The organism is Azospirillum soli (assembly GCF_017876165.1).
Taxonomy (GTDB): Bacteria; Pseudomonadota; Alphaproteobacteria; order Azospirillales; family Azospirillaceae; genus Azospirillum; species Azospirillum soli.
In genome coordinates this window covers 124,428-138,524 of the sequence record NZ_JAGINQ010000009.1, presented here as the reverse complement: position 1 = coordinate 138,524, position 14,097 = coordinate 124,428, and the positions used below count along the sequence as shown (strand labels likewise).

General features: G+C 69.4%; 14 protein-coding genes. 13 read left to right on the top strand and 1 reads right to left on the bottom strand.

The annotated features are described in order from the left end of the window. Positions 1-17: 17 nt before the first annotated feature. The 4 genes from J2852_RS16090 (at position 18) to J2852_RS16075 (ending at position 5,885) form a co-directional block, all read left to right on the top strand. Positions 18-2,309: a bifunctional acetate--CoA ligase family protein/GNAT family N-acetyltransferase gene (locus tag J2852_RS16090; protein WP_209877263.1), complete on the top strand. Its 2,292-nt coding sequence runs from the start codon at positions 18-20 to the stop codon at positions 2,307-2,309. Further along, positions 2,306-3,910 (top strand): AMP-binding protein, encoded by a 1,605-nt coding sequence (locus J2852_RS16085; RefSeq protein WP_343206760.1) that lies wholly within the window; start codon positions 2,306-2,308, stop codon positions 3,908-3,910. Before J2852_RS16090 ends, J2852_RS16085 begins: the two co-directional genes overlap by 4 nt. Positions 3,911-3,961: 51 nt before the next feature. Next, positions 3,962-5,062 carry an NnrS family protein gene (locus J2852_RS16080; RefSeq protein ID WP_209877261.1) on the top strand — a complete coding sequence of 367 codons (1,101 nt, stop codon included), beginning with the start codon at positions 3,962-3,964 and terminating at the stop codon, positions 5,060-5,062. A gap of 88 nt (positions 5,063-5,150) precedes the next feature. Further along, a complete protein-coding gene (locus J2852_RS16075) occupies positions 5,151-5,885 on the top strand; it encodes a DUF6065 family protein (protein WP_209877259.1) in 735 nt (244 codons plus the stop codon). A 1-nt stretch (position 5,886) separates the two neighbouring features. On the opposite strand, the gene J2852_RS16070 is transcribed toward J2852_RS16075, so the two are convergent. After that, a complete protein-coding gene (locus J2852_RS16070; RefSeq protein ID WP_209877257.1) occupies positions 5,887-7,419 on the bottom strand; it encodes an MDR family MFS transporter in 1,533 nt (510 codons plus the stop codon). 159 nt (positions 7,420-7,578) lie between these two features. On the opposite strand from J2852_RS16070, the gene J2852_RS16065 reads away from it, so the two are divergent. The 9 genes from J2852_RS16065 (at position 7,579) to J2852_RS16025 (ending at position 14,013) form a co-directional block, all read left to right on the top strand. Then, on the top strand, positions 7,579-8,169 hold the full coding sequence (locus J2852_RS16065; protein ID WP_209877255.1) for an ABC transporter ATP-binding protein: 591 nt from the start codon (positions 7,579-7,581) through the stop codon (positions 8,167-8,169). 202 nt (positions 8,170-8,371) lie between these two features. Further along, positions 8,372-9,172 carry an ABC transporter permease gene (locus J2852_RS16060; RefSeq protein WP_209877253.1) on the top strand — a complete coding sequence of 267 codons (801 nt, stop codon included), beginning with the start codon at positions 8,372-8,374 and terminating at the stop codon, positions 9,170-9,172. A gap of 64 nt (positions 9,173-9,236) precedes the next feature. After that, positions 9,237-9,410, top strand: coding sequence for a periplasmic nitrate reductase, NapE protein (locus J2852_RS16055; protein WP_209877251.1), 174 nt, complete (start codon positions 9,237-9,239; stop codon positions 9,408-9,410). A 6-nt stretch (positions 9,411-9,416) separates the two neighbouring features. Continuing rightward, positions 9,417-9,923: a ferredoxin-type protein NapF gene (napF, locus tag J2852_RS16050; protein ID WP_209877249.1), complete on the top strand. Its 507-nt coding sequence runs from the start codon at positions 9,417-9,419 to the stop codon at positions 9,921-9,923. Then, positions 9,916-10,200: a chaperone NapD gene (locus J2852_RS16045; protein ID WP_209877247.1), complete on the top strand. Its 285-nt coding sequence runs from the start codon at positions 9,916-9,918 to the stop codon at positions 10,198-10,200. Before napF ends, J2852_RS16045 begins: the two co-directional genes overlap by 8 nt. Beyond that, positions 10,181-12,700, top strand: a complete 2,520-nt coding sequence (gene napA / locus J2852_RS16040; protein ID WP_209877245.1) for a periplasmic nitrate reductase subunit alpha — start codon at positions 10,181-10,183, stop codon at positions 12,698-12,700. Before J2852_RS16045 ends, napA begins: the two co-directional genes overlap by 20 nt. A 2-nt stretch (positions 12,701-12,702) precedes the next feature. Beyond that, the gene (locus J2852_RS16035) at positions 12,703-13,164 is read left to right on the top strand and encodes a nitrate reductase cytochrome c-type subunit (protein WP_343206759.1); all 462 of its coding nucleotides are present in this window, start codon (positions 12,703-12,705) and stop codon (positions 13,162-13,164) included. A 3-nt stretch (positions 13,165-13,167) separates the two neighbouring features. Continuing rightward, positions 13,168-13,788, top strand: coding sequence for a NapC/NirT family cytochrome c (locus J2852_RS16030; RefSeq protein ID WP_209877241.1), 621 nt, complete (start codon positions 13,168-13,170; stop codon positions 13,786-13,788). Positions 13,789-13,800: 12 nt separating this feature from the next. Next, a complete protein-coding gene (locus J2852_RS16025; protein ID WP_209877240.1) occupies positions 13,801-14,013 on the top strand; it encodes a hypothetical protein in 213 nt (70 codons plus the stop codon). Positions 14,014-14,097: the final 84 nt, after the last annotated feature.

Here is a 14,097-nt window from a genome sequence, read left to right as displayed (position 1 = left end):
CCGCAGCGGGGGAAATCATGCCGGTTCGCGAGCTGGAGGCTCTGTTCTGTCCCAAGGGCGTCGCCGTGGTGGCCGAAGGCGACCCGCCGCTGGCCCGCGTCGCGGCGCGCAACCTCGCGGCCGGCTATGGCGGTGTGGTGCAGCGGGTGGAGGCGTCAGCCCTGGCCTCGCTGGCGTCGGTACCCGAACTGGTCCTGATCGCCGCCCCGGCGGAGAGGCTGGCGGCTTTGGTGGCGCAGGTCGGGGCGGGCGGGGCAAGGGCGGCGCTGCTGCTGGGGGCTCACGGCGACGATCCGGATCTGCGCCTTCGCCTGCGCGCGGCGGCGCGGGAACATGGGGTACGCCTTTTGGGACCGGCCAGTCTGGGCGTTGCGGTGCCAAGCCGGCGCTTCTACGCCGGAGCCTTCCACCGGCCGCCGCCGGCCGGCCGGGTGGCGTTGGTGGCGCAGTCCGGCACCCTGGCCGGGGCGGTCATCGACTGGGCCCACCGGCGGGAGGTGGGGTTCTCGCACATCGCCGTGCTGGGCGACGCGATGGACGTGGGCGTGGCCGATCTGCTGGATTACCTGTCGGCGCAGCCGGAGTGCCAAGCGGTTCTGCTGGTGCTCGACGCGCTGACCGACGCGCGGCGGTTCGTGTCGGCGGCGCGGGCGGCGTCCCGGCTGAAGCCCGTCATCGTGCTGCGCACCGGCAGGCGGGATGGCGACGACCGGGTGTTCGACGCGGCGATCCGGCGCGCCGGTCTGCTGCGGGTGGCGGCGTTGGAAGAGCTGTTCGACGCGCTGGAAACGCTGGCCGTGTCCACGCCGATCCGGGGCGACCGGCTGGCCATCGTTGCCAATGGCCGTGGTGTCGGGCGCCTAGCCGCCGATGCGCTGCTGGAGGGGGGAGGGCGGCTGGCGGTCCCGGCAGAGCTTCCTAATCCGCTGGATTTGGGCGAAGGGGCGGAGGGGGCGGCCTACGCGAACGCCTTGGGCCGCTTGCGCGCGGACAAGGCGGTGGACGCGGTGCTGTTGCTGCACGCCCCGACCGCCTTGGCCGCGGCCGGCGATGTGGCGCGCACCGTCGCGGCGGCCATCGACGCCTCCAGCCGTACGCCGGTCCTCACCAGTTGGCTCGGCGAGCGTGACGCGGAGCACGCGACGGGGGAGCTGGCGCGCCACCATGTCCCGGTCTTCGACACGCCGGACCGGGCGGTGCGGGCCTTTCAGCACGCGTTGGCCTTCCGCCGCAACCAGGAGCTTCTGACCGAGACTCCGCCCTCCGTGCCCGAGGATTTCGTCCCCGATGCGGCGGCGGCGCGGCGGGTGATCGACGGGGCGCTGGTCGCCGACCGTGCTGCGCTGACCGACGCCGAGGCGCGGGCGCTGTTCACCGCCTACGGCATTCCGGTGGCGGGCGTGGACGCGTTTCCCGGCCACGATCTTGCCGTGACGGTGCATGAAGACGCGCAGTTCGGACCGGTGCTGACGGTTGGGCATCTCGCCGCGCGCTTTCCCGGAGAGACGGCGGTGGCCCTGCCGCCGCTGAACATGGCGCTGGCCCGCGAGGCGCTGGAGCGCGTGCCCGCGGTGCGTCTGGCGCTGGAAGAGGGGCTGGACGCCGCCACGCTGGATTCGGCAGCACTGCTGCTGGTGAAGGTCGCACAATTGGTCGCCGACGTCGAGGATGTGGCGCAGTTGACGCTCGTGCCGGTGCGGCTCGGCTCCGGCGGTGTCCGGGCCGGAGGCGCGATGGCGCGTCTGGTCGAGGCCGGCCAGCGCCGCGCACCCTTCGCCATCCGTCCCTATCCGAAGGAGATGGAGCGCCCGCTGCCCCTGGCGGACGGCCGCACGCTGTTGCTCCGTCCCTTGGTCCCGGAGGACGAACCGGCCTTGAAGGCCCTGTTCAAGCGCCTGACCCCCGCCGAAATCCGGCTGCGCTTCTTCACCCAGAAGCAGGAACTGACGCACAGCGTCGCCGCCCGCATGACTCAACTGGACTACGATCGCGAGATGGGGCTTGCGGTCGCCGAGCTTGGCCGGCCGGGTGTGGCGACGGTGCACGGGGTGGTGCATCTGGCCTCGACGCCGGATGGCGATCGGGCCGAGTTCGCGGTGATGCTGGCGCACGACATGGCCGGGCTGGGGCTCGGCCCCGTGCTGATGCGCCGAATCATCGACCACGCTCGCGCTACTGGGTTGAAGGAGGTGTTCGGGGAGGTGCTGCACGAGAACCGAGCCATGCTGCGCCTGTGCGAGGCGTTCGGCTTCACCCGCCACACGCAGAAGGACGATCCGGCGGTGGCTCATGTGGTGCTGACGCTGTGACCGGCCGCGCCGCCTACTGGGCCGAGGAGGCCGCTTCGCTGACGGCACCCTGGGGTGGGATCAACATGGCCTGGGCAGCGGTGGACCGGCATGTGGCGGCGGGGCAGGGCGAGCGCGTGGCCTTACGCTGGATCGGCCGTGACGGTGCCGTGAGGGCGATGACCTACGCCGAGTTGGCTGACGCCAGCGGGCGTTTCGCCGCCGTGCTGCGCGGCATGGGCGTGCAGCCGAGGGAGGTGGTGGCAACGCTGCTGCCGCGCCTGCCGGCGCTGTATGTCGCTGCACTCGGCGCGGTGAAGGCGGGCTGCGTCTACGCGCCGCTGTTCGCCGCTTTCGGGCCGGAGCCGGTGCGCCTGCGCCTGTCCTTGGCGAAGGCGCGGCTTGTGGTGACCACGGCGGCCCTGTGGGCGCGGAAAGGGACGGCGGAGGTGCCGGCGCTGATGGTGGACGAGGGGTGGGGGGAACGGCTGGCCGCCGTGGAGCCTCTGCCTTGCGCCCGCACGACGGCGGACGATCCGGCACTGCTGCACTTCACCAGCGGCACGACGGGGGCGCCGAAGGGGGCGCTGCACGGGCACGGCGCCATCGTCGCGCAGCACGCAACGGCGCGGACGGCGCTCGGTCTGCGGGCCGGCGATGTCTACTGGTGCACGGCCGATCCGGGCTGGGTGACAGGGACGGTCTATGGGATTTTCGCACCGCTGGCGGCGGGCGCGACGCTGGTCGCCGACGAGGGCGACTTCGATCCCGCGCGCTGGTACGCGCTGATGGAGCGGGAGCGCGTCGTCGTCTGGTACACCACACCAACCGCCATCCGCCTGCTGATGCGCTCCGGCACGGAACTCGCGCGGCGCTACGACCTGTCCAGTCTTCGCCATCTCGCGAGCGTCGGCGAACCGCTGAACGCCGAGGCCGTGACCTGGGGGCGGGAGGCGTTCGGCCATCCCTTCCACGACACATGGTGGCAGACGGAAACGGGCGCCATCATGCTCGCCACCCCGCCGGGGGAGCCGGTGATTCCCGGCACGCTGGGCTTCACGGTTCCGGGGATCGAGGCGGATGTGTGGGGCGAGCCGGGCGGGGTGAGGGAACTGGTCCTGCGCTTGCCCTGGCCCTCTCTGTTCCAGGGCTATCTAAACGACGCGGAACGCACGCGCGCCTGTTTCGCGGACGGCTGGTACCGCAGCGGCGACCTTGCCACGCGGGACCCGGACGGGCGGTTCCGCTTCGTTGGGCGGGTGGACGACATCATCAAGACCTCGGGTCACCTCGTCGGCCCGTTCGAGGTGGAAAGCGTCCTGTTGGAACACCCTGCGGTCGCCGAGGCCGGCGTGATCGGCAAGCCCGACGTGGTCGCGGGGGAGTTGGTGAAGGCGTTCATTGCGTTGAAGCCGGGCTTCGCGCCGTCCGAGGATCTGACCCGCGATCTGATCGCGCACGCCCGGCGCCGGCTCGGCCCCGCCCTGGCGCCGCGCGAGGTGGCCTTCGCCGACGCCCTGCCGCACACCCGCAGCGGCAAGATCCTGCGCCGGCTTCTGAAGGCCCGTGAACTCGGCTTGCCGGAGGGGGACCTTTCAACCCTTGAAAGCGGCGGGAGATAAGGCACCCGCTTCCGGGTTATGGTGGCAGCCCACCGCACGGCACGAGTTCCCATGGCCTTCTTCGTCCCACCCACGCGCCGCCGTCCCTATGGACACCGCCTGTTCTTCCCGGCCGCCGCGCTCTACGCGGCGCTCAGCGTGCCCTTGTGGGTGGCGGGGTATTTCGGCTGGCTCGGGCTCGGCTGGACGCCGGCTCTGCACGCGCATGAGATGCTGCTGGGCTACGCGCTGGCGGTGGTCGGCGGCTTCCTGTTGACGCGGCCGTCGAAGCTGGTGACCGGGATTGCCTTCGCCGCGTGGCTGGCAGGGCGGGCGGCGGTGTTGGGCGGGTTGCCTCTGCCCATCGCGGCGGCGATCTCCTTGGTCTATCCGGTGGTGCTGTTCCTGGCGGCCGGGGTGCCCTTCCTGAAGGCGGCCAAGAGCAGCCACAACGTCCTGTTCGGACCGGTGATCGGCGCCTTCGCGCTCGCCGAGGCCTTGGCCTGGTGGGGCGGCGACGGCGGCCGGATGGGAGCACTGTTCGCCCTGCACCTGATCGGCATCCTGATGCTGGTGATGGGCGGGCGGATCATCCCCTCCGCCACCGCCGGGGAGGTGCGCGAGCAGGGCGGAGCGCCGGTCGAGCGGGTGCAGCCACGCCTGGAATGGGCGGGCATCGCCGGAGCGGTGGTGGCGGCCGTGACCGTGGCGGCGGACGTGGTCCCCTGGGTTGGGGCGGTGGGCGCGGCCGTGGCCGGCGTCACAGCCTGGGCGCGGCTGGCGCGCTGGCGTACCGGCGCGGTTCTGCGGCGCCCGGATCTGTGGAGCCTGCATCTTGGCTACGGCTGGCTCGGGCTCGGCTGGGTGTTTCTGGGGATCGAGCGGGTGGACCCGCTGGCCGGCGGGGCGGGGTGGCATGTGCTGGGGGCGGGGGCGCTGGGCACGCTCGCCGCGTCCATGATGCTGCGCGCGACCTTCCAGAGGGAAGCCCAGCCGACCGTCTTCCCGCGCACCGCGACCGTCGCCATGGGGCTGGTCAGCCTTGCGGCGGCCCTGCGCGTCGCGGCGGCGAGCACCGCGCCGGACTGGCTGATGCCCGCCTCGGCCCTGGTCTGGGCGGCGGCGCATCTGCTGGTGCTGTGGGTGCTGCTGCGCGTGCCCCGGCGGCTGTAACAAGGCGGACATAAGCAGGAAGCGGCATTTTGTCCTATCCAATACCGCAGTATACCCAAAGAATGGGAATTCTGGCAGATTGTCGCCCATGAAGCTGATCGCGCATCCCCTTTCGGGCGCCATGCCCGACATCCGCCCCGCCCGCGCCACCCGCGACTGGATCGACGCTCTGCCGGACCAGTACGGCTACCGCTGTCTGCCGCTGAACATCGCCAGCATGCACGGGTGGGAGGTCTGCGCCCCCTGCCGCGTGTCGGCGGTGTGGACCGGGGGTAAGGGCATCGACGCCATCACCGTGACGGCGGAGGAATCGCATCCCCTTCTGCCCGCCAGCCATTTCGGCAGCGGCATCCTGACCTTCCACATCGGCGTGCTGTTCCGCACCCCGCCGGGCATCAATCTGATGGTGACCGGCCCGATCAACCACCCCAAGCACGGTATCCACGGCCTGTCCGGCGTGATCGAAACCGACTGGTCGCCGTACCCCTTCACCATGAACTGGAAATTCACCGCCCCGGACACCGAGGTGGTGTGGGAGAAGGGCGAACCCTACGCGACCCTGATCCCGGTCCAGCGCGGTTTGGTGGAAAGCCTGGAGCCGGAGGTGCGCGACCTCGACAGCGACCCGGAACTGGCCGCGCAGTACCGCGCCTGGGCGGAATCCCGCAGCCAGTTCAACGCCGACCTGAAGGACCCCACCAGCGCCGCCGTGACCGAGCGCTGGCAGAAGGGCTATTACCGTGGCCTGCGCCCCGACGGCGCCGATGGCTGCCCGGAGCACCAGACCAAGGTCCGCCCGAAGCCCTTTCCGTCGCAGTCTTGAGTTACGCAGCCTCGGCCTTCGCCTCTTTCGCCGAACGCAGGGGCAGTTCCTTCAGGAACAGGGTCAGCCCCAGTGACACGACGGCAAGGCCGGCCGCCAGCAGGAACAGGGTGGCGAAGCCGTGCTCGAAGGCGGTCAGCGCGGTGGCGCGGGCGGCTTCGGGCAGGCTGGCAAGCGTGGCCGTGCCATGCTCCATCACCTCCCGGCCGCTGATGCCCGGCAGTCCGGCGGCGTTCAGCCGGGATTCGACGTCGGCGGCGAAGACGGCGCCGAACACCGCCACCCCGACCGAACCGCCCAGCGAGCGGAAGAAGCCCACCGACGCCGTGGCGGCGCCCAGGTCGCGGCGGTCCACGGCGTTCTGCACGGCCACCGTCATCACCGGCATGACGAGGCCCAAGCCGATGCCCAGCGGCACCAGGATCAGCGTGGACCAAATCCCGCTTTCCGCCACCGCCGGCACCAATCCCAGGGCCAGATACATCGCCGCCGCCAGCGACAGCCCGGCCAGCGGAAACACCTTGTAGCGGCCGGTGCGGGCGATCAGGCGACCGCCGCCGACCGCGCCCAGCGTCATGCCGAAGACCAGCGGCAGCAGCAGCAGGCCGGACGCTGTGGCGCTCGCCCCGCGCACCAGCTGCAGGTGCATCGGCAGGAAGACGATGCCGGCGAACAGCACCATGGCGGACACCGCCACCACCGGGTTGGCGATGGCGACCACCGGCAGGCGGAACAGGTGCAGCGGCAGGATCGGCTCCTCCACCCGCCGCTCATGCACGATGAAGCCGGCGAGCATGGCGAGGCCGGCGGCGATCAGGCCGAGGATGATTGGGGAGGTCCAGGGCAGGGCGGTGCCGCCGCGCGACACCACGAACAGCAGCGCCGTCACCGCGCCCATCAGCAGGATGGCGCCGAGGAAGTCGATCTTCGGCTGCGCGCGCCCGGTGGACAGCCGCCCAAGCGCCCGGTTGGTCATCACCAGCGCCGCCGCCCCCAGCGGGAGGTTGATGAGGAAAATCCAGTGCCAGCTGAGCATCTCCGTGAAGACGCCGCCCAGCAGCGGCCCGGCAACGCTGGCCAGCGCGAAGACGCCGCCGATCAGCCCCTGGTAGCGTCCGCGCTCGCGCGGGGCGACCACGTCGCCGATGATGGTGAAAGCCAGCGCCATCAGCCCGCCGCCGCCCAGCCCTTGAATCGCCCGGAACAGGATCAGCTGCGTCATGCTCTGCGACAGCACGCAGAGCACGGAGCCGATCAGGAACAGGAAGATCGCGGCCTGCAACACCCGTTTCCGCCCGTAGAGGTCGCTGAGCTTACCGTAGATCGGCGTCGTCGCGGTGGAGGCCAGCAGATAGGCGGTGACCACCCAGGGCAGGTCGTCCAGGCTGCCGAGGTCGGCGGCCATGGTCGGCAGGGCCGTCGCGACGATGGTCTGGTCCATCGCCGCCATCAGCATGGCGAGCGCCACGCCGCTGAACACCCGCAGGATCTCGCGGTGGGTGAAGACGGGGTGGTCGGCGGTGTGGTCGGTCATGGGGCGTGGTCGGTCATGGTTTGTCGGCTTCGCCGTGAGGCGGCGCGGGCACACCATAACCCCCAAGGCGTTCCGTGCAAGGACTCCGCCGCGAATGGCTGCCAATCCCGTGAGGATGTATGCTCTCAACGGATTGCCGCCGCCGCCATTTCTCACTCCATGCTGACTGTCCAGGGACTGTCCACGCGCGTGCTGAAACCCGCCTCCTTCCGCCTGGATGCCGGGGAGTGCGTGGCCGTTCAGGGACCGTCCGGCGCGGGAAAATCCGTGCTTCTGCGGGCGGTGGCCGACCTCGACCCGTCGGTCGGTGACGTGCGGCTGGACGGGATGCGTCGGGAGGACATGACCGCCCCGGACTGGCGCCGCCGCGTCACCTATGTTCCCGCTGAGTCGGGCTGGTGGGCGGACCGCGTCGATGCGCATTTTCCCTTTCCCGACCGCGCCGTGCCGCTGATGGAGGCGCTGGGCCTGCCGGCCGAGGCGCTGGACTGGCCCGTCGCCCGCCTGTCCACCGGGGAGCGGCAAAGGCTGGCGCTGGTCCGCGCGCTGTCGCAAGGCCCGCGCGTGCTGCTGCTGGACGAGCCCACGGGGGCGCTGGATCGGGAGTCCACGGCGCGGGTGGAAACGCTGCTGCGCGCGGAACTGGCCCGAGGGGTGGGCGTGCTGATCGTCACCCACGCTCGCGACCAAGCCGACCGGCTGGCGCATCGGCGGTTGCGGGTCGAAGGCGGGGAGGTGAGGGAGGTATGAGGGAAGGCAACCCATGCGGGCCCCCATCCCACCCTTCCCCCACTTCGCGGGGGAAGGGGCCTAAAGCCCTCCTCCGCCTCTCGCGCAAACCAAAGGTTTGCGCTGACGGCGTCAGGCGAATGCCCCTGGCATTCGCTGAGAGCCGAAGGTGGGGGAGGGGTGGGTGGGGGCCCGCCGCCTGCACTTTTCACCAGGGAACCCCATGCCCCTGATCCCCCTTCACCCCCTCGACCTTGCCGCCGCCGCGTTGCTCCTGCTCGTCAACGGGGGGCTGTCGGTCGCCATGTCGCTGCGGCTTGCGCGGCCTCTGGCCGTGGCGGCGGTGCGGATGGTGGTGCAGCTGTCGCTGGTCGGGCTGGTGCTGAAGCAGTTGTTCGCTTTGCAATCGCCGTGGCTGACGCTGGCCGTTGTCATGGTCATGCTGCTGTTCGCCGGACAGGAGGCGCTGGCCCGGCAGGAGCGGCGGTTGACCGGCTGGTGGGCCTATGGGCTGGGCACCGGGGCGATGGGTTTCGCGGCGACGGTTGTGATGCTGCTGGCCTTGACCACGGCGATCCGGCCGGACCCGTGGTGGGATGCACGCTACGCCATACCGCTGCTCGGCATGGTGCTGGGCAACGCGATGAGCGGGGTCAGCCTCGCGCTGAACACGCTGACCTCGGCGGCGGTGCGCGAGCGGGCGGCGATCGAGGCGCAACTGGCGTTGGGCTGCACGCGCTGGGTGGCGCTGCGGCCGGTGTTGCGCCACGCGCTGCGCACCGGCCTGATGCCGACCGTCAACGGCATGGCGGCGACCGGCGTGGTGGCTCTGCCCGGCATGATGACGGGGCAAATCTTGTCCGGTGTCGATCCGACCGAGGCGGTCAAGTACCAGATCCTCATCATGTTTTTAATCGCCGGGGCGACGGGCCTTGGCGTGCTGATCGCGACGCTGGGGGCGGTGCGGCGGCTCAGCGACGGGCGGCACCGGCTGAGGCTTGACCGCCTGGCCCGTAAGGATTGATGGAACCATACCTAAGCATTGCTGTTACTTCTCCCCAAATGGGACCCATCCGGGGGGAGGGGGTATGGCGGACAACGTCGTTTACGGGACGTCGGCGAAGCGAAGCCGGTCCCGAGAGCTTTGGGCGTTCCTGTTTTTAACCGTCGTGTTCTGGCCGGTCCTGGCCATCGCGTTCGTCGGCGGCTGGGGGCTGGTGGTGTGGATCTACCAGCTGATCGCCGGGCCGCCGACGGGCTGACCGGCCATGGCCGACGGAGACTTCAACCCGTCGCGGCGGCGTCTCTTCACGCGCCGCGCGCGCGATCCCGTGCGCCCTCCCTGGGCGCGACTGGCGCGTTTCACCGAACTCTGCACCCGCTGCGACAAGTGCCGCGAGGCCTGCCCCGAGGGCATCGTCGCGCGCGGCGACGGCGGCTTCCCGGAGGTGGATTTCCGCCTGGGTGAGTGCAGCTTCTGCCACGCTTGCGCGGAGGTCTGTCCGGTCGAAGGGCTGTTCGCCCCGCCGCAACGGACGCCCTGGACGATCCAGGCGCGGATCGGTGACGGCTGCCTCACCCGCGCCGGTGTCTACTGCGAATCCTGCCGGGACAGCTGCGCGCCGCGCGCCATCCAGTTCGAGCTTGCGCTGCGGTCGGTGCCGCGCCCGCGCGTCGATACGGCCGCCTGCACCGGCTGCGGGGGCTGCGTCGCCTCCTGCCCGGCCGGCGCCATCAGCATCGGGGCCACAAGCATCGGGGAGGGCCATGGCTAAGGAAACACACATCTCCAGCATCGTCGTCCACGCCCGGCCCGAGGCGGCCGGGGGCATCCGCGCGACCATCGAGAGCCTGCCGGGGATGGAGGTCCACGCCGTCAGCCCGCTCGGCAAGATGATCGTCACGCTGGAGACCGAGAGCGAGGCCGACATCGTCACCAACCTGAACACCATCAGCCTGCTCGACGGCGTGTACGCCGCGACGCTGGTCTTCCATTCCGTCGAAGACCTTACCGACTCCGAAGAGGCGCCCCATGAAGCTCTCACGACGTGACGTTCTGAAGGCGCAGGCCGCCGCGACCGCCGCCGCCGCCGCCAACATGTCCCTGCCGGCCGGGGCCGCCAACCTCGCCCCGCGCGAAGACATCGAAATGACGTGGTCCAAGGCGCCCTGCCGTTTCTGCGGCACCGGCTGCGGCGTGATGGTGGGCGTGAAGGAGGGCCGCGTCGTAGCCACCCACGGCGACATGCAGGCGGAGGTGAACCGCGGCATCAACTGCGTGAAGGGCTATTTCCTGTCCAAGATCATGTACGGGCAGGATCGGCTGACCCAGCCCATGATGCGCATGCGCGACGGCGCCTACCACAAGGACGGGCAGTTCCAGCCCGTGACCTGGGATCAGGCCTTCGACGAGATGGCCAAGCAGTGGAAGCGCGTCATCAAGGAGAAGGGGCCGGAGGCCGTGGGCATGTTCGGCTCCGGCCAATGGACGATGTTCGAGGGCTACGCCGCCACCAAGCTGATGCGCGCCGGTTTCCGCTCGAACAACCTGGACCCGAACGCGCGGCACTGCATGGCCTCGGCCGCCGTGACCTTCATCCGCACCTTCGGCAGCGACGAGCCGATGGGCTGCTACGACGATTTCGAGCACGCGGACGCTTTTGTCCTGTGGGGCTCCAACATGGCGGAGATGCACCCCGTCCTGTGGACCCGCCTGACCGACCGGCGCCTGTCGCACCCGAACTGCAAGGTCGCGGTGCTGTCCACCTTCGAGCATCGGTCCACCGACCTCGCCGACCTGAACATCATCTTCAAGCCGGGGTCGGATCTGGCGATCCTCAACTACATCGCCAACTACATCATCCAGAACGGCGCGGTGAACCGGGAGTTCGTGGAGAAATACACCAACTTCCGGATGGCGAACACCGACATCGGCTACGGCCTGCGGCCCGACCACACGCTGGAGCAGCGCGCCCAGCACGCGCAGGACGCCGCCGTGTCCAAGCCCAGCAACTTCGAGGAATACGCCAAGCTCGTCAGCGAATACACCGCCGAAAAGGCGTCGGAGCTGAGCGGCGTGCCGAAGGACCGGTTGGAGGCGCTGGCTAAGCTGTACGCCGACCCAAAGGTCAAGGTCATGTCGCTGTGGACCATGGGCTTCAACCAGCATGTGCGCGGCGTCTGGGCCAACCACATGGTCTACAACCTGCACCTGCTGACCGGCAAGATCTCGGAGCCGGGGAACAGCCCCTTCTCGCTGACCGGGCAGCCGTCGGCCTGCGGCACGGCGCGCGAGGTCGGCACCTTTGCCCACCGTCTGCCGGCCGACATGCAGGTGACCAACCCCGAGCACCGCAAGATTGTGGAGACGGCCTGGAAGATTCCGCAGGGCACCATCCCGGAGAAGGTCGGTTTCCACGCCGTTCAGCAGGACCGCATGCTGAAGGACGGGAAGCTGAACTGCTACTGGATCATGGTGAACAACAACCTCCAGACGGCGCCGAACACCAACAACGAGACCTATCCGGGCTACCGGAACCCAAACAACTTCATCGTCGTGTCGGACGCCTACCCGACTGTCACGGCCATGGCCGCCGACCTGATTCTGCCCGCCGCCATGTGGGTGGAGAAGGAAGGCGCCTACGGCAACGCCGAACGCCGCACGCAGTTCTGGCACCAGCTGGTCAAGGCGCCGGGGGACGCGCGGTCCGACCTGTGGCAGCTCGTGGAATTCTCCAAGCGGTTCAAGGTCGAGGAGGTCTGGCCCGAAGCACAGCTCGCCAAGGCGCCGGAGCTGCGCGGCAAGACGCTGTACGAGGTTTTGTACACCAATGGGCAGGTGAACAAGTTCGGGCTCGACCAGATCGACCCGGACTACGACAACGACGACGCCAAGCACTTTGGCTTCTACATCCAGAAGGGCCTGTTCGAGGAATTCGCCAGCTTCGGCAACGGGCACGGCCACGACTACGCGTCGTTCGACACCTACCACAAGGTGCGCGGCCTGCGCTGGCCGGTGGTTGACGGCAACGAGACCAAGTGGCGCTACCGCGAGGGCTTCGACCCCTATGTGGAGAAGGGCGCGGGGTTGCAGTTCTACGGCAACCCGGACAAGCGGGCGAACATCATGGGCGCCCCTTACGAGCCGCCGGCGGAGAGCCCCGACCAGGACTACGACCTGTGGCTGGTCACCGGCCGCGTGCTGGAGCACTGGCACTCCGGCTCCATGACCCTGCGCGTGCCGGAGCTTTACAAGGCCTTCCCCGGCGCCGTCACCTTCATGCACCCGGACGACGCCAAGGAGCGGAACATTCGGCGCGGGCAGGAGGTGCGCATCCAGTCGCGGCGCGGCGAGATCCGCTCCCGCGTGGAGACGCGCGGGCGCAACCGGCCGCCGCGCGGCGTCGTCTTCGTGCCGTTCTTCGACGCCAGCCAACTCATCAACAAGGTCACGCTGGACGCCACCGACCCGATCTCCAAGCAGACCGACTTCAAGAAATGCGCGGTCAAGGTGGTGCCGGTCCAGGTCGCGCAAGCGGGGGAGGGGAAATGAGAATGCGTGTGATCCTGGCCGCGCTGGCGGCTTTACCGGCCGTGGTCATGGGCGTCACCGGGGCGCTCGCCGTGGACGCCCCGCGTCTGGTCGGGCCGGACCCCTTCAACACCGAGGCGCCGGCCCCGCCCATCGCGCCCGATTTGACCGACGACCGGCGCAAGACGCGCAACTACCCGGAACAGCCGCCGGTGATCCCGCACAACATCCGGGACTACCAGATCGACAAGAACTTCAATCGCTGCCTGTCCTGCCACAGCCGCAAATACACCGAGCAGTCGCAGGCGCCCATGATCAGCATTTCCCACTACCAGGACCGCGACGGCAACATGCTGGGCGGGCTGGCGCCGCGCCGTTACTTCTGCACGGCCTGCCATGTGCCGCAGACGACCGCCAACCCGCTGGTGGAGAACACCTTCCGCGACCTTGACGCGATCACCACGCCGCCCGGCGGGGGGCGGTGAGCCATGGCGCTGAAAGACTCGCTGCGGACGGCGTGGCAGACCTTCTCGCGCCCGGCGGCCTATTTCAGCCTGGGCTTCCTGACGCTGGGCGGCTTCCTTGCGGGCGTGATGTTCTGGGGCGGCTTCAACACCATCCTGGAGGCCACCAACAAGGAGGCCTTCTGCATCAGCTGCCACGAGATGCAGTCGAACCCCTATGAGGAGATGAAGCAGACCATCCACTTCACCAACCGCTCCGGCGTGCGGGCGACCTGCCCGGACTGCCATGTGCCGCACAACTGGACCGACAAGATCGCCCGCAAGATGCAGGCGTCCAAGGAGGTCTGGGGGCACATCTTCGGATCCATCGACACGCGCGAGAAGTTCGTCGAGATGCGCCGGACCTTGGCGGAGCATGAATGGGCGCGGCTGAAGGCCAACAACTCCCTGGAATGCCGCAACTGCCACAGCGCGGAGAGCATGGACATAACCAAACAGGGTGCCCGTGCCGCGCAGGCTCACGAGCGCTATCTCTTCTCTGGTCAGATGACCTGCATCGACTGCCACAAGGGCATTGCGCACCGCCTTCCCGACATGACCGGGGTGGCCCACTGGCAGCCGACGGAGGCGTCCGGTCAGCAATAGAGGACGTTCGCCATGGCGCACATCGTGGAGATCCGGAATGGCGCGATCGTCGGCAACGACGATCCCGCCGACGAATACATACCCATCGGCACCCACATCGACCGCCCGGACGGGCACTATGTCAGCTTCGGCATGGATGTGGAGGGTCCCTACGGGCGCGACGAGGCGGAGGAACGGCTGAACCACCTGAAGAAGGCGACCAGGATGGATCTGGAAAGGCCGTAGGTTTTTCTGAGAAGCGGTTGAGAAGGGCCCCCATCCCAGCCTTCCCCCATGCCGCGCACGGGGAACGGTTAGGGTGGGGGCTCT